This is a genomic window from uncultured Erythrobacter sp. (assembly GCF_947499705.1).
Lineage (GTDB): Bacteria > Pseudomonadota > Alphaproteobacteria > Sphingomonadales > Sphingomonadaceae > Erythrobacter.
In genome coordinates this window covers 2568180-2587499 of sequence record NZ_CANMPJ010000001.1, presented here as the reverse complement: position 1 = coordinate 2587499, position 19320 = coordinate 2568180, and the positions used below count along the sequence as shown (strand labels likewise).

Annotated in this window: 15 protein-coding genes and 2 riboswitches; of the genes, 11 read left to right on the top strand and 4 right to left on the bottom strand. The window is 59.6% G+C overall.

The window, feature by feature from the left end; translation table 11 throughout:
• Positions 1 to 89 precede the first annotated feature (89 nt).
• The 3 genes from Q0837_RS12090 to Q0837_RS12080 are packed head-to-tail and all read left to right on the top strand — an operon-like array spanning position 90 to position 4345.
• Entirely contained in the window at positions 90 to 1673 is a 1584-nt protein-coding gene (locus Q0837_RS12090; protein WP_298469393.1) for a sodium/sugar symporter, read from the top strand.
• Positions 1674 to 1703: 30 nt separating this feature from the next.
• Positions 1704 to 2630 (top strand): SDR family NAD(P)-dependent oxidoreductase, encoded by a 927-nt coding sequence (locus Q0837_RS12085; RefSeq protein WP_298469390.1) that lies wholly within the window; start codon positions 1704 to 1706, stop codon positions 2628 to 2630.
• Positions 2627 to 4345: a solute:sodium symporter family transporter gene (locus Q0837_RS12080; RefSeq protein ID WP_298469387.1), complete on the top strand. Its 1719-nt coding sequence runs from the start codon at positions 2627 to 2629 to the stop codon at positions 4343 to 4345. Before Q0837_RS12085 ends, Q0837_RS12080 begins: the two co-directional genes overlap by 4 nt.
• Here the strand turns inward: Q0837_RS12080 and Q0837_RS12075 are convergent.
• Genes Q0837_RS12075 through Q0837_RS12060 form a run of 4 tightly spaced genes read right to left on the bottom strand, consistent with a single transcriptional unit; the run spans position 4325 to position 9212 of the window.
• Positions 4325 to 5233, bottom strand: coding sequence for a TauD/TfdA family dioxygenase (locus Q0837_RS12075; RefSeq protein ID WP_298469385.1), 909 nt, complete (start codon positions 5231 to 5233; stop codon positions 4325 to 4327). The two genes, Q0837_RS12080 and Q0837_RS12075, sit on opposite strands and share 21 nt — an antisense overlap.
• The gene (locus tag Q0837_RS12070) at positions 5226 to 6182 is read right to left on the bottom strand and encodes an aldo/keto reductase (protein WP_298469383.1); all 957 of its coding nucleotides are present in this window, start codon (positions 6180 to 6182) and stop codon (positions 5226 to 5228) included. Before Q0837_RS12070 ends, Q0837_RS12075 begins: the two co-directional genes overlap by 8 nt.
• A gap of 2 nt (positions 6183 to 6184) precedes the next feature.
• On the bottom strand, positions 6185 to 7264 hold the full coding sequence (locus Q0837_RS12065) for a Gfo/Idh/MocA family oxidoreductase (RefSeq protein WP_298469380.1): 1080 nt from the start codon (positions 7262 to 7264) through the stop codon (positions 6185 to 6187).
• Between the two features lie 40 nt (positions 7265 to 7304).
• Positions 7305 to 9212, bottom strand: a complete 1908-nt coding sequence (locus Q0837_RS12060) for a beta-galactosidase (RefSeq protein WP_298469377.1) — start codon at positions 9210 to 9212, stop codon at positions 7305 to 7307.
• A gap of 153 nt (positions 9213 to 9365) precedes the next feature.
• On the opposite strand from Q0837_RS12060, the gene galK reads away from it, so the two are divergent.
• From galK to Q0837_RS12020, 8 genes are all read left to right on the top strand, one after another.
• Complete coding sequence (gene galK, locus Q0837_RS12055) at positions 9366 to 10541, top strand: galactokinase (protein WP_298469374.1); 1176 nt, start codon at positions 9366 to 9368, stop codon at positions 10539 to 10541.
• A gap of 44 nt (positions 10542 to 10585) precedes the next feature.
• The gene (locus tag Q0837_RS12050) at positions 10586 to 11587 is read left to right on the top strand and encodes a metalloregulator ArsR/SmtB family transcription factor (RefSeq protein WP_298469371.1); all 1002 of its coding nucleotides are present in this window, start codon (positions 10586 to 10588) and stop codon (positions 11585 to 11587) included.
• Entirely contained in the window at positions 11584 to 12513 is a 930-nt protein-coding gene (gene metF / locus Q0837_RS12045; RefSeq protein WP_298469368.1) for a methylenetetrahydrofolate reductase [NAD(P)H], read from the top strand. The genes Q0837_RS12050 and metF overlap by 4 nt, the downstream gene beginning before the upstream one ends.
• Complete coding sequence (locus tag Q0837_RS12040) at positions 12510 to 13556, top strand: homocysteine S-methyltransferase family protein (RefSeq protein ID WP_298469366.1); 1047 nt, start codon at positions 12510 to 12512, stop codon at positions 13554 to 13556. The genes metF and Q0837_RS12040 overlap by 4 nt, the downstream gene beginning before the upstream one ends.
• Positions 13553 to 14080 carry a GNAT family N-acetyltransferase gene (locus Q0837_RS12035; protein ID WP_298469363.1) on the top strand — a complete coding sequence of 176 codons (528 nt, stop codon included), beginning with the start codon at positions 13553 to 13555 and terminating at the stop codon, positions 14078 to 14080. The genes Q0837_RS12040 and Q0837_RS12035 overlap by 4 nt, the downstream gene beginning before the upstream one ends.
• A gap of 4 nt (positions 14081 to 14084) precedes the next feature.
• Positions 14085 to 16724, top strand: a complete 2640-nt coding sequence (gene metH / locus Q0837_RS12030; protein ID WP_298469360.1) for a methionine synthase — start codon at positions 14085 to 14087, stop codon at positions 16722 to 16724.
• An 84-nt stretch (positions 16725 to 16808) separates the two neighbouring features.
• Entirely contained in the window at positions 16809 to 17702 is an 894-nt protein-coding gene (locus Q0837_RS12025) for a phytanoyl-CoA dioxygenase family protein (RefSeq protein ID WP_298469357.1), read from the top strand.
• A 60-nt stretch (positions 17703 to 17762) separates the two neighbouring features.
• The gene (locus tag Q0837_RS12020) at positions 17763 to 18971 is read left to right on the top strand and encodes a serine hydrolase (protein ID WP_298469354.1); all 1209 of its coding nucleotides are present in this window, start codon (positions 17763 to 17765) and stop codon (positions 18969 to 18971) included.
• Positions 18972 to 19070: 99 nt separating this feature from the next.
• Positions 19071 to 19180: riboswitch (glycine riboswitch) on the top strand.
• Positions 19181 to 19292: riboswitch (glycine riboswitch) on the top strand.
• Positions 19293 to 19320 lie beyond the last annotated feature (28 nt).

The following is a 19320-nucleotide window of genomic DNA, read 5'->3' as shown; positions in this document are numbered from 1 at the left end:
GGGCCGCGTCTGGCCTGGCTTGTAAGGGGCAACAGATAAAGGGACAGTGACGCAGCGCCAAAGCTGCGCACAGGGGAGGGGATCATCCCATGACGCTTGAGACAATCGATATCGTCATCATCATCGGTTACGCGATAGCCTTGCTTGGCATCGCGCTTGCCGTAAGCCGTGAGCCTGCGGGGCACGACAAGAACACCGAGGATTACTTCCTTGCCGGGCGTGCACTTCCATGGTGGGCAATCGGCGCATCTCTGATCGCGTCCAATATTTCGGCCGAACAGATCATCGGCCAGTCGGGCCAAGGCTTTGCCGTCGGGATCGCTATTGCCGCCTATGAATGGCAAGCCGCGATCGTCCTGATCATCGTCGCCAAGTACTTCCTGCCGATCTTCCTCAAACGGCGCATCTACACGATGCCGCAATTCCTCGAGCAGCGTTACGGTCCGGGCGTCAAGAACCTGATGAGCGTGTTCTGGGTTGCGCTCTACACCGCCGTGAACCTCACAACCGTACTCTGGCTCGGCGGGCTTGCGGTACAGTCGCTCACTGGCTGGGGCGTATTGCCATCCATGGCGGCGCTCGCGGCGTTTGCTGCGCTTTACTCGCTCTATGGCGGGCTCAAGGCAGTGGCGCTGACCGATATCATTCAGGTGGTGATCCTCATCCTTGGCGGCCTCGCGATCACCTGGTTTGCGCTCGATGCCCTTCCGGCGGAGGGCGCGATGGGCGGTCTTGGCTATCTGATGCAAGAGATGCCCGGGCACTTCGAGATGATACTCGATGACGATCATCCGGCCTATGGAGACCTTCCAGGCATCTGGACGCTGCTAGGCGGGCTATGGGTGTTGCACTTCAGCTATTGGGGTTTCAACCAGTACATCATCCAGCGTGCTCTGGGTGCTGAGAACCTCGGCGAAGCGCAAAAGGGCCTGGCCTTTGCGGCGTTCCTGAAGATCCTCGTGCCGTTCATTGTCGTGATCCCGGGGATCGCAGCGGTGATCCTTGCGCAGCAAGGTGTGCTTGATGGCGGCGCGCTCAATGAACGTTCGGACCGTACCTATGGTGAGCTGATGGCATTTGCCCCAGCTGGTCTGCGCGGGCTGGTCTTTGCGGCTCTGATTGCCGCAGTTGTCAGTTCGCTGGCATCGATGATGAACTCGATCTCGACCATCTTCACGATGGACCTTTATCGCAGTGCGCGGCCTGATCGGCCTGAGCAGCATTACGTGATGGTAGGCCGGATTGCGGCATTCACCGCCATGGTGATCGCGTTGCTGCTCGCCCGTCCATTCCTGGGCGGCTTCGAAAGCGCGTTCCAGACGGTGCAGGAATACACTGGCTATATTGCGCCGGGCATCGTCGTCGTGTTCCTGCTGGGGTTCTTCGACAAGCGCGCCAACGAAGTGGGGGCATTCGTCGCACTGTTCGGTTCGATTGCAGTGAACGTGTTCTTGAAGTTCGCCACGCCCGACATGCCATTCATCATCCGCATCTGGATTGTTTTCCTGCTGGCGCTGGTTGCGGCAGCGGTGATCTCACGCTTGACGGCAACTCCGGATGAAGGACGCACGGTGAAGCTCGGTGATATCAGCTTTGGTACCACGCCGCTGTTCAACACACTTGCGGCGATCACGGTGGCGATCCTGATCGGCCTCTATGTAGTCTTGTGGTGATGCGCTAAGCCTCTCCGCGTGACGGACGGGGTGCAGCGCAAGACCATACTTCTCGCAGGAGCGAGCGGCACGATTGGCCGGGCTGTCGCACATGCATTGCTGGCTGACGGCCATGACGTTGTCTGCCTGCTACGTGACAGCGAAAGCGGTCGGGAGGCAGCGCAAGCACTGAAACAGGCGGGCGCGGCGATCACGTTTGGCGATTGGAGTGACGTCCGGGCCGACACGGTCGTTTCCTGCATCGCTTCGCGGACGGGTTCGCCGAAAGATGCACGTGCGGTCGATTATCAGGCGAATGCCGACCTGCTGGCGGCAGCAGAGAAAGGCGGCGTGAAGCACTTCATTCTACTCTCGGCGATATGTGTGCAGCGCCCGAGACTTGCTTTCCAGCACGCCAAACTTGCGTTCGAAGCAGAACTGCAAGCAAGTCCGATTGATTGGACAGTCATCCGCCCGACTGCATTCTTCAAATCTCTGTCCGGGCAAGTCGAACGGGTGCGCAAGGGCAAACCGTTTCTGCTGTTTGGTGACGGTCAGCAAACCCGATGCAAGCCGATCAGCGATGGAGACTTAGCGCGCTTTATCGCCGATTGCGTGACAAATCCCGGGAGGTGCAATCAGGTGCTCCCGGTCGGCGGCCCCGGTCCTGCGATTTCGCCACGTGAGCAGGGCGAGATGCTGTTTGAACTGACGGGACAAGAGCCGCGCTATCGCTCGATTTCACCTTCACTGTTCAAGGCAGCTTCGCGCGTTCTATCGCTCGGTGCGGGCGTGTCCGGCTGGCTGGCGGAGAAGGCCGAATATGCCCGCATCGCGCATTACTACGCGACCGAAAGCATGTTGGTGCTCAATTCTGAAACCGTCGAATACGATGCCGATGCCACTCCCGAGTTTGGAAGCGACACTTTGCACGATCATTACGCTACGCTGCTCGCCGCGCAGAAGGAGCAAGCATGAGCAGCGAGAATCTGATTTTCACATTGGTGAGCTGCATCGGCTTTATGGCACTGGTCGGCTGGGTAAGCTGGCTTAAGACTCGCGGGACCGCAGACACCAAAGACGGCTATTTCCTTGCCGGGCGCGGCCTGGGCGCGACCTTTATCGCAGGCTCGTTGCTGCTCACCAACTTGTCCGCTGAGCAGCTGATTGGACTGAACGGATCGGCTTACGGCCACAACCTGTCGAGCATGGGCTGGGAGGTGACCGCCGCCGTTGCGACCATCGCAATGGCGCTCATCTTTCTGCCGAAATACCTTGCTGGTGCATTCACCACATTGCCTCAGTTCCTGGGCGATCGGTTTGATCCGACGGTACGGCGCATGTCGGTAGTTCTGTTCATGCTTGGATACGGTTTCGTGACGATTCCCAGCGTACTCTATTCCGGTTCGGTTGCGGTGCTGCTGCTGTTCGACGTGCCGGGGCTGTCCGGTCTGGACTACTTCTCTTCGCTCGTGGCGATGGTGGTCCTGATCGGCGTAGTTGGTTCGATCTATGCGATCTTTGGCGGGCTACGTGCGGTTGCGGTGTCCGATACGCTCAACGGAGTTGGCCTGCTCATCATCGGCGTCTTGGTGCCTGTTTTCGGACTGATCGCGCTCGGCGGAGGTGACTTCGCCAGTGGCATGTCGAAACTCGCCGCCGATCATCCGGAAAAGCTCAACGCGATTGGCTCATCGACCGATCCGACACCGTTCGGGACGATCTTCACGGGCATGATCTTCGCCAATCTGTTCTACTGGTGCACCAACCAATATGTGATCCAGCGCACACTCGGCGCGAAGAGCCTGGCCGAGGGGCAGAAGGGCGTGCTGTTCTCCGGCTTCTTCAAAATCATGGTCCCTTTCATGATGATGATCCCCGGGGTGATCGCGTTCCATCTGTACGGGCCCGGATTGGGAACGATTGATGAAGCCTATCCGCGCCTGATCCGCGATGTGCTGCCGGTGTACCTGTCGGGGTTCTTCCTCGCAGTTTTGCTCGGTGCGGTGTTCAGTTCTTTCAACTCTTTGCTCAACTCTGCGGCGACGCTGTTTAGTCTCGACGTCTATGCGCCCGCGCGGGGTGACAAAGCGAGCGACGAAGAACTGGTCCGTGTCGCCAAGATCGCCAGCCTTGTGATTGCATTGTTCTCATTCGCGGTCGCGCCGCTGCTGTACTTCTCACCGGTAGGGCTGTGGCAGATCATCCGTGAGTTCACCGGTTTCTATAACATACCGACGATCGTGATCGTGATTGTCGGGCTGTTCACTGCGAGCGTTCCGGCTCTCGGTGCAAAGCTGGTGATCGTTTTCCACGTCATCGCCTACGGCCTGTTGCGCTTCGTGTTCGACGAAGTGGTAACGCTGCATTTCATCCACCTCTACGCGGTGCTGTTCGTAATCGAGGTCGGCATCATGCTAATCTGCGGAGCGCTCGCCCCGCGCGCGAAAGCGTGGGAATTTACCCGCAACGAGCAGGTCGATATGACGCCATGGCGATTTGCAAAACCGCTGGCGATGACGCTGTTCAGCTGTGTGGTGGCGACTTACTTGCTGTTCTCGCCCTTAGGCGTTGCCTCAGTAGATGGCTTTGGCAATGCGTTTGTGCTGCTGATCTCAGCAGTCGTTTTCGTAAATGGGCTGATCTGGGGGCGGGCGTGGCAGAGACCGGTCTTAGGCCACCAAACTGGCTAGCACTCTTCGCCTGCCCTCAAACGGGCGGCGACCGTGCATGACCAGGAAGTTGTCGACCAGCGCCACATCGCCCGCCTGCCAAGCGAGGTCAGCGGTCAGTTCATCTGCAATCGCAATTGCCGGCGCCATGTCCTCTGCTAAAATCGGCGTCCCATTGCCAAAAGTGATCGCGCGGTTTGGATCGTTGCGGCTATCTGCCCAGCCTCGGAATGCGGCGATCAACTGATTGAAGAACGCCTTCCGTCCATCACCAAGATTGCGAATGGCTGGCAGCGCGGGAGTAGTCGCGCGCAGGCTTTCATCATCTTGCCATTCCCACGAATAGCCAAGGCCTTTGAGGCGGGCCTCTGCTGCTCCCTTGTCAACAACGCTCAAAGTGCTGCGCCAGCTGCGACCTTGCCCCGATCCAGCATCATCGCTGCCCGGCATCACATTGGTGTAGCGAACGCCTTCCGCTTCCACCCGAGCGACAAAATCCGGTGCGTCTTTGGCCAAGCGCTCCAGCACCCAATCGGACCGGCACAAGGGGGTGGCTCCACCCTTTTCAGCCGCGATCTCACAATAGAAAAACAACTTGCTCGGATAGAGCGGCGTCTGTGCCATTTCGTGGTGCAGGAAGATCTCGGTCGATGGCGGGGCTTCATTGGCGGTGAAGACGCGCGGTGTCACATTGGTTCGCACCGCGTTGGAAAGCGAGTCTTCGTAAGTGAAACCCGGCTCGCCATAGCCCTCGACCGCAGCATCGAACGCATGGGCGTTAGGCACATCGAACCCGCGAAACAACAGCGCACCCGCGTCGTCCAGCGCCGCATCCACGGCACTCTTGTTGGCTTTCAGAAACGCGGCAAGGTCGCCGCCACCTGCGATAATGGCTGGGAAATCAGTCATAAATCGGATGGAACGTGTTGAAGGCTGATTCGGTGAAGACGCCGGGATCGTTGAAGCGGCGGTTCTGGTTGAGCGCAGAGATCGCGGCCATTTCGACCTGCGACAGTTCGAAATCGTCGATGGCGAGGTTCTCACGCATCCGATCCGGCTTGGTGGTCTTGGGAATGATCGCTGTGCCCCGCTGCACGCCCCAGCGCAGCAGCACCTGCGCTGCCGTCTTGCCGTGGGTTTGCGCGGCGACCATCACGGGTGCGGTTTCCAGCAGGCTCTCTTCCTTGCGCGCCATGTCCAGCTCGAAATAGCTTTGCGCGCCGAGCGGCGAGAAGGCGGTGACGTCGATCCCATAGCCCTTGGCACACCGGATCAGCTTTTCCTGCGTCAGATAGGGATGTGCCTCGATCTGGAGCATTGCAGGTTTGATGTGCGCATAGCTCATCAGATCATGCACTAGGCCGGACGTGTAATTGCACACGCCGATCCGCTTCACGAGGCCCTTGTCGACCAAAGCCTCCATCGCCGCCCATGTCTCATGTAGTGGCACGGATGCTTTGTGCATGCGCGGCTCGGCGGCGTCCGGATCATGCACCCATTCGGGCGGGTAACGTTTGTCTATCGGCACGAATTCCAGCGCGATGGGGAAGTGGATCAGGTATAGGTCGATCTGCTCCAATTGCAGGTCTTCGAGTGACTTTCGGCACGCCAGTTCAACATGTTCGGGCGCATGGAACGTGTTCCATAACTTCGACGTGACCCACAAATCTTCGCGCGTAATCAGTCCTTCGCTGATCGCCCGAGCGATGCCTTCCCCCGTCTGCACCTCATTGCCGTAATCGGCAGCGCTGTCGAAATGCCGATACCCTGCACGGATCGCTTCGACGACGCTGGCAGCGGTGTCCTCTTGCGGGATTTTCCAAAGGCCGAAGCCGACCCGGGGCATGGTTTCGAGCACGTCTATTCCTCGTCTGCGAAGTGAATGTCGACCGGCTGGCCAGTGGCGATGCTTTGCTGTGCCGCCGCACCGATCACGACCGAGCGATAGCCGTCACGCGCGGTGATCAACGGGTCAGTGCCATTCACCAGTGCGGCGTGAAAGTCGCGCATCTGGAAATAGGTCGCGCCGTGATGATCGCCAGCTGCCAGAGCATCGGGCGGTGTAGCGACAGTTTCCCTGAACGGCCCAGATTTGTCGCGCGGGGACCAGCTCACTTCGGCTTTCGGCAATTTGACCTCCAGCTTTCCGAGTGGCCCGACAGCGCTGATCTCCTCTTGCTGCTCTGCCCCTTCGGCGAACATGCAAAGGTCCAGCACGGCGCGTGCGCCCCCTTTGAAGTCTAGCATGACAAACGCATTGTCGATGATGTCAGGCGTTTCGCCGCCATAGCTTTCATCCAGATGGTTCACATCCTGTGCGCCGCTGGCGAACACGCGCACCGGTTCATCGCGCAGAATATGCCGCATCAGGTCAAAAAAGTGGCAGCACTTCTCGACCAGTGTTCCGCCGGTGTTGCGGTTGAAGCGGTTCCAGTCGCCGACTTTTTCCAAGAAGGGAAAGCGGTGTTCGCGGATGGCGAGCATCTTGATATCCCCCGCTTCGCCCGCGTGAATGCGCTCGATGAATGAAGTGACCGGCGGCATGTAACGATATTCCAGGCCGACCCAGAACAGGTTTGAATAGTGGCTTGCCGCTTTCGCCAGCGCTTCAGCATCGGCCAGCGTCGTGCACATCGGCTTTTCGAGCAGCACCGCGCAGCCTGCATCCATGATCGGGCGCACAACGTTGAAATGGGTGAAATTGGGCGAGGCAATGATCACGGCATCGGGCCGTGCCTCAGCCAGCATTGCGGCATTGTCATCGAAGCACTGGATCGATTGGCCGAGCGCATCGGCCTGTGTGAGCGCAGAAGCGCGCGAGCCCGCATCGGGATCGGCAATCGCCACCAGCTCCGCGCCCGGCACCAACGCGAGATTGCGCATATGCTCGCGGCCCATCATCCCGCAGCCAATAATCGCGTAAGTCCGCCTCTCGCTCATCGCGCCGCTCTTGCGAGAGTGATGTTCACTTGGCAAGCGGTCATGCGCCGTCGGCGATGACGAGAAATTGCGCCGGGCTGATAACTTCGTCTTCAGGCCCGAACAGGCACGGATTTGCCGAGTAGTTGAAGACGAATGTGTGTGTCGCGGTCCGGCGAATGCGCAGGCCTTCGGGCAGGTTGGTGATTGCGATGTCGGCCTCGTCGGCCATCCGCTCGATCAGGCGGCGCAACAATTCGCGACCGGGCCAGCCTGCGACATAGCGCGTCGTGCCGTGTTTGAAGACTACGCCCGCCGTGTCCTCAGGGGCGAATTCAGGTTCCAATCCGGTCGCAATGTCCTCGCGCCAGCGGGGCGGGTCGAACTTGTTTTCGGGATCGGTGACGCCATCGCGCAGGCTCTCGACGCGGGTGACGGTGATCGGGACGAGGTCGCGCAACTTTCCGGGAGCGAGGCCATCGGGGATGCAGAAACTGTCGGTCTTGCTGCCAGAGCGAGGTCCGAAGAGTACCGGGCAGGTGAGAGCTGCAAGCTTCTCGGTGAACCCGTCCGGTATGATTGGTAACGTCGGGACGAGCACGATCTGGTAGGCGGTCAGATCAGCGTCCGGGCTGACTATGTCGATATCCAAACCGAGCTTTCGGGCGGCCGAATACCATTCATAGGCCAGTTCAAGATAGCGGAAGCTCTGCCCCTGCGGCTGGATGCCGCACACCCACGCCGCTTCATAGGAAAAGACCAGCGCGACGGGCGCTTGCCGGGTCTTCTGCGGGCCCAGTTCCTCAATCACTTGCGCCGTCTCGCGCACTTCATCCGCGGCTTCGGCATCGGCACTATCGGGGCGCAGCAGCCCAGCGTGCATTTGCTCTTGAGCAAACGGCGCCTGTCGCCAGCGGAAGTAGCTGGTGAACTCTGCGCCGTGGGCCATCGCTTCGAGGGTCCACAGTTTGACCATGCCGGGCAGCGGAGCCGGATTAAAGCGTGCCCAGTTCACCGGCCCGGGCTGCTGTTCGATGATACCCCAACGTCCGCTAGAGCAGCCACGATAGAGATCGTGATGAAACGCGGCGATGTCTGGATGGCCTTGGCGCAGGTAGGCTTGCTTTTCTTTATCCGAGAACCAGAACTGCTCGAGGAAACCCAGCGGGTAAGAGTCCCAGGTCGCCACATCGAGATCGCGCCCGACATCGTGGTGATCGAACTCGGTGAAGAAACCCATGAAGTTATGGGAGACGTCTTGCCTGGGCGAGTGTTCGCGCAGGATATCGACCTGCTCGCGGTTGAAACTCACCACTTCATCGGATGCGAAGCGGCGATAATCAAGCCAGTGCGCCGGGTTGGCTTCAGTAACGGTCAGGTTGGGCGGGTCGACGTCATCGAAGGTGCGATATTCCATGCTCCAGAACACATTGCCCCAAGCGGTGTTGAGTGCGTCGACCGTCTCATATCGCGCGCTGAGCCAGCGGCGGAAACCGGTCGCGGCGCTTTGGGAAAAGCTCAGGACCGTGTCGTGGCAGCCATACTCGTTGTCGGTCTGCCATGAGACCACCGCTGGATGCTTTCCGTATCGTTTGGCGAGTGCCGCCGCGATCCTGCGGCATTCAGCGCGGTAGCCGATATGCGAGAAGCAATAGTGCCGCCGCGACCCGAAACCGCGCGGGCGACCGTCAGCGTCCACCGCAACCATATCGGGCATCCGGTCCACCAGCCATTTGGGCGGCGTCGCGGTCGGGGTGCAGAGCATGATCTCAAGACCCGCCGCGTGCAGCGTTTCAATCGCGCGGTCGAGCCAGCTCCAGTCATAGCGTCCAGGCTCTGGTTCGATTCTGCTCCATGCAAACTCGCCGATCCGCACCAACCGCAGACCCATTTCGCGCATCCGCCGCGCATCATCGGCCCACATGTCTTCCGGCCAATGCTCGGGAAAGTAACAACAACCTAGCTTCATCGCGCCTGCCTATTGATCGCCGCCGAACACATTCCGGTGACTGGATGCAAGGCCTCTGGCTGTAACCGTCATGTTGCCGGACGACTAGCCTCGATGCTTCTGAGACCAGATGCGTAGTGACACGGGGCCGCGTTATCCATAACGCTGTGCGAGATGGAGCGGAGAGAACGTCTGATTGCACGGGCCAGGCAAGGCTTCCGGATGGCCTACGGGGTCGAACCCACTCGGTTCTACGCTGCGCCGGGCCGGTTGAACCTGATGGGCGATCATGTCGAACAGAACGACGGCCTGGTTCTGCCCATCGCAATCAATCGCGACACGATCATCGCCATTGGCCCTGCCGGTGACGAAAAGGGCGTATTCATTGACGTGGTTGCCATCGACATGGGCGGCGCTCGCGACCGGTTTTCGGCCAATAGCGAGATCGATCACGGCGAGAACAATTGGCAGAATTTCGCCCGCGGAATAGCCGAAACGCTGCGCCGGAACGGTCACCGGATCAAACCCGTCAGGATTGCGATTGCCGGCGACATACCCATTGGCGTTGGACTTTCATCGTCGGGATCGCTGAGCGTCGCTCTCGCCTCTGCCCTCTCGAGCTTCTCTGGATTGGGATTCTCTCCAGAGGGTGTCGCGTCAATCGCGCTTGAAGCTGAACGCGACTTTGTCGGCACTGACAGCGGAATGCTGGACACACTGGTAACCGCTTGCGGTGAGGCCGGGCACGCACTGCTGCTCGACTGCCAAAGCCGGCAGCACATGCCGATTCCGGTTGCCCGAGGGCTGACAATCGCTGCCATTGAATCGGGTGTGCCGAGAAATCGCTCGGGCGAAACAGCGATTGCGCGGCGCAAGGAATGCGCCCGAGCGGCCGAACACTACCATGTCAAAACGCTGCGGGAATTGACGCCAGATCATACGAAGGAATGGCGCGGTGACCTCGACAAGATTGCCTATTCCCGGACCAGGCACGTGGTGGGCGAGATCGCGCGGGTTGAACCGATGGCGGTCGCGCTGGTGAAGGGCAACACGGCGGAGTTGGCGCGGATCATGCGGGCGAGCCATGTTTCATTGCGCGATGATTTCGAAGTTTCCGATCCGCAGATCGACCGGCTTGTCGATATCGTCGCTGCAGCGCTTGGTGATCGCGGAGGGGTGCGCCTCACCGGCAACGGGATTGGCGGCTGCGTGGTGGCAGTCGTAGCAGATGAAGCCGTCGAACAATTGGTTGAAGCTGTGGAAGAGCGCTACAACCAACCTGGGCAAGTGCCGGCCAAGGTCGAAGTGCTTCGCACCAGCGGCGGGGCGCACCAGATTGCCACCGGTTAATTCGGCGCATTTACAGATATAAAAATATCTTTATATGTTCTCGGATGGTGATCGACGCGATCTTCAAGGCCTTAGCGGATCCGACGCGGCTGCGCATCGCACGGCTGTTGTCGACGATGGAGCTTGCTGTCGGGGAACTTGCACAGGTGCTCGGGCAAAGCCAGCCGCGTGTCTCGCGTCACGTTGGCATCTTGTGCGATGCTGGTTTGGCTGAGCGCCGACGCGAAGGCAGCTGGGTGTTTCTGCGGTCAACCAGCGGTACCGAGGAATCCGATCCGGTGGTTGCTGCTGTGGATCGGTTGCTAGCCACTGCAGAACGCGAGAGTGCCGATTTCGCGAAAACTTGCGAGGACGATCGGCGCAGACTTGCTGCGATCCGTGAGGCGCGAGAGTCCTCGGCAGAAAGCTACTTTGCCCAGCACGCCAGCGAATGGGATGAGCTCCGCGCACTCCACAGCGCCGACGCGCAAGTCGAAGAGCAATTGCTTGACGCCCTAGGTGATGCGCCATTGGGCAGCGTGCTCGATATCGGCACTGGCACCGGCCGCGTTGCGGAGTTGTTCGCGGAGCAAGCGGAGCACGTAGTCGCGCTCGATAAAAATCTTGAAATGCTGCGCGTCGCCCGCGCCAAACTCCAGCACCTGCCCACCGCGCAAATTGAACTGGTTCAGGGCGATTTTGGCGATTTGCCGTTCGCGGCAGGAAGCTTCGATACGGTGGTGCTGCACCAAGTGCTCCATTTCGCACAGGACCCTGCAGTACCGCTCGCCGAAGCTGCGCGGGTTACCCGGCCCGGCGGGCGGATCGCGATTATCGATTTTGCGGCTCACGATCACGAAGAATTACGCACGCGCCACCAGCACGCGCGCCTCGGCTTCTCAGATCGCCAATTGCGCGATCTCCTTCGCCGCTCAGGCTTCTCCTCTCGGGCGCCCATCGCGCTTGATGAAGGCGAACTTGTCGTAAAAATCTGGATCGGACAGCGGCGTGGAACCGTTGCAACCGAACCGCACACTGAATCCACCGCGAAAGAACAGACCGCATGACGACTCAGCTTGATCAATCCCACGAAGCCCGCACTGCCCGCGATGCACCACTGTTTTCGGGCCTTCCCGGCGATCTCGAGGTAAGCTTCGAGTTTTTTCCGCCCAAAAGCGAAAAGATGGCGACGACTCTTTGGGATAGCGTCGCGACCCTGAGCCCGCTCGGCCCGCGGTTCGTTTCGGTAACCTATGGAGCGGGCGGTTCGACCCGCGAGCGCACTCACGAGCAAGTCGTGCGCATCCAGAATGAAGCGGGCATTCCTGCTGCCGCGCACCTCACCTGTGTCGAAGCGACGAGAGAAGAAGTTGACGAAGTCGCGCGTCATTACTGGGAAAGCGGGATCCGGCACATCGTGGCCTTGCGCGGTGACATGCCAGATGGCGGCGGCAAATATGTTCCGCATCCCGGCGGCTATGCCAATGCAATCGAGCTGATCGCTGGTCTCAAGAAGATCGCGCCGTTCGAAATCTCGGTGGCTGCCTATCCTGAGGTGCATCCGGACTCGCCCGACGCGCAAACGGATATCGATAATCTCAAGCGCAAATTCGATGCCGGGGCGACCCGCGCGATCACTCAGTTCTTCTTCGACACCGAGTGCTTCTTCGACTTTCGCGAGCGGGCTGCCGCCGCTGGCATCGAAGGCGAGATCGTGCCGGGCATCATGCCAGTCATGAGTTTTGCAGCTGTTCAGCGCATGTCGAGCATGTGCGGGACCGCCATTCCCGGCTGGATGGAAGGCTTGTTCGACGGGCTCGACGAGCGTCCGGCGGCGCGGCAGCTGGTCAGCGCGACCATCGCTGCTGAACTGTGCCGCAGGTTGTATGCTGGCGGCGTCCGGCAATTTCATTTCTACACACTAAACCGTGCCGAGTTGAGCTACGCGATCTGCCACATGCTCGGGAAGCGCCCGGTTGGAGACGCAGCATGAGTGCTCGCGAACAATTGCAAGCCGCCGCGGCCGAGCGTGTTTTGATCTTCGATGGCGCATTCGGGACACAGATCCAGAACCGTAAGCTCACCGAAGAGGATTATGCGGGTGATCTGGGCCTGAAGGCGGACCAGAAGGGCAACAACGATATTCTCGCGCTGACCCGTCCGGATGTGATTCAGGATATTACGCGCGCTTATCTCGATTCCGGGTCGGACGTGATTTCAACCAACACGTTTTCCGCCAACCGTATTTCTCAAGCGGACTATGCTGCCGAGGATCAAGTCGCCGCGATCAACATTGCCAGCGGGAAAATCGCGCGTGCGCTCGCTGATGAGTATGCGGCCAAGGACGGCAAGCCTCGCTTCGTCGCTGGAGCAATCGGCCCGACCAACAAGACACTCTCGCTAAGCCCCGACGTCGAAGATCCCGGCTTTCGCGAGATCGATTTCGACGAGCTAACCGCCGTCTACAAGGAACAGGCTGCGGCTCTCGTGGAAGGCGGATGCGACTTTATCCTGATTGAAACAGTGTTCGATACGCTCAACGCCAAAGCAGGCGTGATGGCGGTCAAGCAGCTCGAATCCGAGCTGGACCGCGAAGTGCCGGTGATGATCTCGATGACTTTGACTGACCTCTCGGGCCGCAATCTGTCCGGCCACACGGTTGAGGCTTTCTGGTACGCGGTTCGCCACGCCAATCCGATCACTATCGGTCTCAATTGCAGCTTTGGCGCGGATCAGCTGCGCCCGCATGTGCAGGTGCTGTCCGGCATCGCGGACACTTTGCTGATGGCTTATCCCAATGCCGGCCTGCCCAATGAACTGGGCGAGTATGACGAGATGCCGGAAACGACAGCGGGCCTCGTGTCCGACTGGGCGAAGAATGGACAGGTGAACATTCTCGGCGGCTGCTGCGGTTCATCCCCTGCGCATATCGAGGCGATTGCCAAATCGGTCGAAGGCGTTTCGCCGCGCGAGGTACCCACACCTGAGACCGCGATGCGGCTATCGGGACTTGAAGCATTCACGATAGCGGCGTGACAGACAACGAAGCCGACAAAGTCACAATCCGTCCGGCAGGCCCGGACGATGCAGTTCGCTTGTCGCTCATATCGGATGCGACCTTTCTAGAGACTTTTGCTGGTGAGATCGCTGGCGATGCTCTCGTCGCGCATTGCAAAGAAATGCACGCGCCACGTTATCTGGCGAAGGTTCTGGAAGAGGGGGCCAAAGCTTGGCTCGCCGAATTGGACCATGCGCCAGTTGGCTATGCACTGCTGACGAGGTCGGATCTCGATGCAGCTCAGACAGGTGATATCGAATTGAAGAAGATATATCTGCTCTCGCGCTTTCAAGGCCAGGGCGTCGCCTCGCGCCTGCTTGACGCGGTTGAGCAGGGTGCGACGGGCTACCAACGGCTTCTTTTGGGTGTCAAAGCCGACAATCATCGTGCCATCGCCTTTTACACGAAACAGGGTTTTTCCCAGATCGACACACGCCGCTTCAATGTCGGCGGGACGCTTTATGACGATATCGTGCTCGCGCGCGATCTGAACCGGAATTGATGCCATGAACAACCAATCGACCGCGCGCTTTATCAACGTAGGTGAACGCACCAATGTCACCGGCTCTGCCCGGTTCAAGAAGCTCATCATGGCGGACGACTACGCCGCTGCGGTCGAGGTTGCGCGTCAGCAGGTCGAAAACGGCGCGCAGGTGATCGACGTCAATATGGATGAAGGGCTACTCGACGCCGAGCATGCCATGACCACCTTCCTGAAACTCATCGCTGCCGAACCGGACATCGCGCGTGTCCCGGTGATGATCGACAGTTCCAAATGGGACGTGATCGAAGCTGGCCTGAAATGCGTTTCGGGCAAGCCGATCGTGAACTCGATTTCCATGAAGGAAGGCGAAGAGGCTTTCCTTGAGCACGCGCGCAAATGCATGGCCTACGGCGCGGCGGTGGTCGTGATGGCGTTCGACACGGTTGGTCAGGCCGACACAAAAGAGCGCAAGATCGAAATCTGCAAGCGCGCTTATGACCTGTTGGTCGCGGAGGGTTTTCCTCCCGAAGACATTATCTTTGACGCCAATATCTTCGCGGTCGCGACCGGGATCGAAGAGCATGACCGCTACGGTCTCGACTTCATCGAAGCCGTGCAGGAAATCAAAGCCCAGTGCCCCCATGCCAAGACCAGCGGCGGCTTGTCCAATCTGTCCTTCAGCTTCCGTGGCAATGAGACGGTGCGCCGCGCGATGCACTCAGTGTTCCTGTACCACGCGATACCCGCCGGGCTGGACATGGCGATCGTGAATGCCGGGCAGCTCGATGTGTATGACACGATCGATCCCGTGCTGCGCGACGCCTGCGAAGACGTGATCCTGATGCGTCCGGTAGAGGGCGAGGAAAGCGCGACCGAGCGGCTGATCAATCTCGCCGAAAGCTTCAAAGGCAAGTCCAAGGAAGACGAGAAGCAGGAAGCCGAGTGGCGCGGCTGGGCGGTCGAGAAACGCCTCGAACACGCGCTGGTGAAGGGCATCGATGCGCATATCGTTGATGATACCGAGATCATGCGCTCCGCCACTGCGGAGGCGGGTGGACGGCCTATCGAGGTAATCGAAGGCCCGCTGATGGACGGCATGAATGTCGTCGGCGACCTGTTCGGCAGCGGCAAGATGTTCCTCCCGCAAGTGGTCAAATCCGCCCGCGTGATGAAGAAGGCGGTCGCGCACCTTATCCCCTATATCGAGGCGGAGAAGGAACTGCTGCCGGAAGCCGAGCGCACGTCCAAAGGCACGATCATCATGGCGACCGTGAAGGGCGATGTGCACGATATCGGCAAGAACATCGTCGGCGTCGTTTTGCAGTGCAACGGTTATGAGGTGATCGACCTGGGCGTGATGGTGCCGTGGCCCAAGATCCTCGAAGAGGCGAACGACAACAATGCTGATATGATCGGGCTGTCGGGTCTGATCACGCCATCGCTGGATGAGATGGTAACCGTTGCCGAAGAGATGCAGCGCGCCGAAATGACGATGCCGCTGCTGATCGGCGGGGCGACAACCAGCAAGGTGCACACCGCGCTGAAGATCGATCAGAATTACGATGGCCCGGTGATCCATGTGCTCGATGCGAGCCGTGCGGTCGGCGTTGCCTCAAAGCTGTTGTCGGACACGCAGCGCGATGAATTTGTTGGCGAAACCGCAGGCGAATACGAAAAGGTCCGCGTGGCCCGCTCTGGCAAGGCGCCCAGCGTGTTGCTCTCCATCGAGGAAGCCCGCGCGAACTATTACGACGCCTATCTCAGCGACAAACCCGCGCCGCCGCTCAAGCCCGGTGTGCACGTCTTCGACGACTGGGATCTCTCAGATTTGCGCGATTACATCGACTGGACCCCATTCTTCCGCGCGTGGGAATTGCACGGCAATTACCCGGCGATCCTGACCGATGAAGTGGTGGGCGAAACCGCGAGCCAGCTGTTCGACGATGCCAATGCGATGCTCGATCAACTCATCGAGGAGAAGTGGCTTACCGCGCGTGGTGTCGCAGGCTTCTGGCCCTGTGCCCGCGATGGCGATGACGTTACGATCCACCGCGTTCGGCGCGAAGAGCATGTGACGCTGCCGTTCCTTCGCCAACAGGTGAAGAAAAGCCGCGACCGCGCCAATATGTGCCTCGCCGATTTTATCGACCCCGATGGCGACTGGATCGGCGGCTTTGCCGTCGGCATTCACGGGATCGAACCGCATTCGGCCCGGTTCCAGGAAGACAAGGATGATTATTCCGACATCCTGCTTAAGGCGCTGGCGGATCGCTTTGCCGAAGCCTTTGCCGAACGTCTTCACCAGCACACCCGCACCGATCTTTGGGGCTACGCGCCGGGCGAGCAACTCACGAACCAAGCGCTTATCAAGGAAGAATATCGCGGTATTCGTCCGGCGCCCGGCTATCCAGCCTGCCCCGACCACTCGCTAAAGCCGATCCTTTTCGAACTGCTGGAGGCTGAGAAAAATGTCGGTCTGACTTTGACCGAAAGTTTCGCAATGTATCCAACGGCGGCGGTGAGCGGATTCTATTTCGGACATCCGGAAGCGGAATATTTCGGTGTGGCGCGGGTCGGGCGCGATCAGCTTGAGGAATATGCCGAGCGGCGCGGGGTCGATCTCGCTACAGCAGAACGCTGGCTGCGACCAAACCTCGACTAGATGCCGATGGAGCGACTGCCAGCTATTGTGCATCTCGACGACTTTCGTCGCTCAATTGTAGATGGTGACGCGCAACTCTCTGATATGACGCAGCGATTGCTGCTCGATACGTTGAATATTGCGGGCCAGCAGGCGTTTGAGTTTCTCGCACGAACGCGGCCCGATCAGCCGGAATTCGAAGCGTGGATTGTCGAAACCGCCGCACTACCTGACCCTGAACTGGTGTCGCGTTACAATGCAAAGATGGGACAGGGGACAGCGACCGCGAGAGCGCAGTCGAGGCTTGCCGAAATTGAGGCCATGGATGATGTGCTTTCACCCGCCCAGCTGAGCGCATGGGAGAGTGAAGGCTTTCTCGTAGTGCCTGATGCCATTTCGAAGAAAGAGGCCGGGGAGGTGGCCGAGCTGCTTTGGCAGAGTATCGCAGCGGAACCGGACGACGTGGAAACTTGGTATGATGCAGATATCGAAGGGATCATGATCCCGCTTTTTCAGCATGCATCGCTTCAATATGCGCGTCGCTCACCGCGCATCCACAAAGCATTTGCGCAGCTCTGGGGTACGGCAGAGCTGTGGGTTACAATCGACCGGCTTGGGTTCAATCCGCCTGAGCGAGCCGACTATCCATTCAGCGGATCGGGTCTGCACTGGGATGTGAGTCTGGCGCAGCCGATTCCGTTTGCGACCCAAGCGGTCTTGTACTTGACCGATACGTCGACCGATCAAGGCGCGTTCCGTTGTGTGCCGGGTTTTCATCGACACATATCAGAGTGGCTCGACAGTCTGGGCGGTGCTCACCCCAGGGAAGTCGATCTTTCATCCGAGGCGCAGACCGTACCGGGGAACGCAGGCGACCTGGTGATATGGCGTCAGGATTTGCCGCACGGCGCGAGCCCAAACCGTGCGGGCCGACCCCGGCTCGTTCAATACATCAACTACTACGCCCCGACATTGGAAACGCGATCTGAATGGGTGTGAGCAGCATCAAATGTGAATATCGCGATTGCTTTGACGGCTCTCCCGCGCGAAGCTGACAGAATGATAAAGAGGCTTCTCACCGCCGCAATGGTCCTGACAATGCCGACCACCCTTTCCGCGACCGAATATGATCCGGACCGACCGGCGACGGTGGTGGTTGCTTTCGACGAGACCAGCATCACCCCGCTGATCGTCGATGGTGTCGCCAATCGCGATAGCGGGCGCGCGGTCGAAGCCAATGATCCTGTGCGGATCGCGAGCATTTCGAAATTGATCATGGCGCTCGCGAGTCTGCGATTGGTCGATGAGGGCAAGGTCGATCTTGATGCCGATGTGTCGGACTATCTCGGCTGGAAAGTGCGCTCGCCGAATTTTCCGGATGCGAAGGTTACGCTGGCGCAATTGCTGATGCACCGTTCTGGACTGCGCGACACAGCGGGTTATGTGATCCCGTTGGGAGAAAGCCTGCAAGCCAAGCTGGCCGAACCGGAGGCTTGGTATGCTGAGGCTCCGCCTCGCGAAGCGCCGTTCGAATATGCCAATCTCGGATCGCCGGTAGTCGCAACCGTGCTCGAAGCGGCAAGTGGCGAGCGCTATGATGAATTGGTCGAACGAACTGTATTCGCACCGCTCGGGATCAAGGCCTGCCTCAACTGGGTTGGCTGCGATGCGGACATGATCGCCCGCGCGGTTACGCTCTATCGCAATACCGGCGAAGTGGCGCGCGACGATCCAAGCGATGTGCCGCCAAATTGCACGATCCCTGTGGCCGAAGGCACCGAGTGCAACATCGAAAACTACGTTCCCGGAACCAATGCTTCGATCTTCTCTCCCCAGGGCGGGGTGCGGATCGGGATGATCGATCTCGCGCGAATGGGGCAGGCTCTTCTGAATGAAGAAGAAGGCTGGGTTTCCAAAGAGGGTATGGATGCGATGCAGGTCTCCGTCCGTGCCCTGTTCGATAGTCCCAATCCTTCGCAGGACTTCTTCTGCGTTTACGGGCTTGGTGTGCAGATCATCGAGTGGCCGAAGGCAGACTGTCAGGACCGACTGTTCGATGATGGTCTCCCGCGTGTCGGCCATGCCGGTGAAGCCTATGGGCTGCGGGCAGGCCTATGGTTCTCGCCCGACTACAAGACCGGCATCGCCTATTTCACCACCGCCGTCCCGCCGCGCCAATCGGCTGAGGACGAAGGCGGCTTCGACCCTCGCGAAATTGCGCTGATGGCACGCGCTCGGGAACTGCTTGCCGCTCAGAATAGCGACTGATCGCACGAATATTTCGCAAATCCCCGATTAGTCGCACAGCGCGATTGACGCACCCCTTCGCATGCGCAACATGATGCGCGTCCGCCAGAAGTGATTCTGGCATCTTTCGCGGGAGAGATTTGGTCCGGAGCGCAATGCGCGAAACGGGGCAAGGCGCCGAAGGAGCAACCGCCCCGGAAACTCTCAGGCAAACGGACCGCGCTGGAATGGGCACTCTGGAAAGCGTGATTGGCGAATTGCTTCTCACCACCGAAGGGGAAGGCTGCGGGGCCTTTTCAAGCCCGCAGCTAAGCTCTCAGGTCACCCGACAGAGGGGGCAGGAACGACGCACCATTCGGGGCGTTGAGCT